A 240-nucleotide genomic window follows, 5' to 3' on the forward strand; every position below is an offset into this window, starting at 1 on the left:
GCGGGGGGATGCTCTCGATGATGTCGACGTTCCCCGTCTCCAGTTCGGTGACCCGCGTCGTCTGCTCCACGATCGGCTGGAACTCGATCCCGCCGAGCTCCGGGAGGCTCTCGCTGTCCCAGTAGTCGTCCCACCGCTCCAGCGTCGCGAAGTTCTCGGGCTCCCACTCGACGAGCTGGAACGGCCCCGAGGTGACCGGGTCCTGGTTGTACGCGTCGACGTCCTCCTGACGTACGGCGG

Annotated in this window: 1 protein-coding gene; it reads right to left on the reverse strand. The window is 67.5% G+C overall.

Annotation, left to right across the window (positions count from 1 at the left end; translation table 11 throughout):
• Window positions 1-240 (reverse strand): ABC transporter substrate-binding protein (locus tag EXE44_RS19315; protein ID WP_241991919.1); only part of this gene is annotated, 240 nt, incomplete at both ends.

The organism is Halorubrum sp. SS7 (assembly GCF_005435055.1).
In the GTDB taxonomy this organism is placed as follows: Archaea; Halobacteriota; Halobacteria; order Halobacteriales; family Haloferacaceae; genus Halorubrum; species Halorubrum salinarum.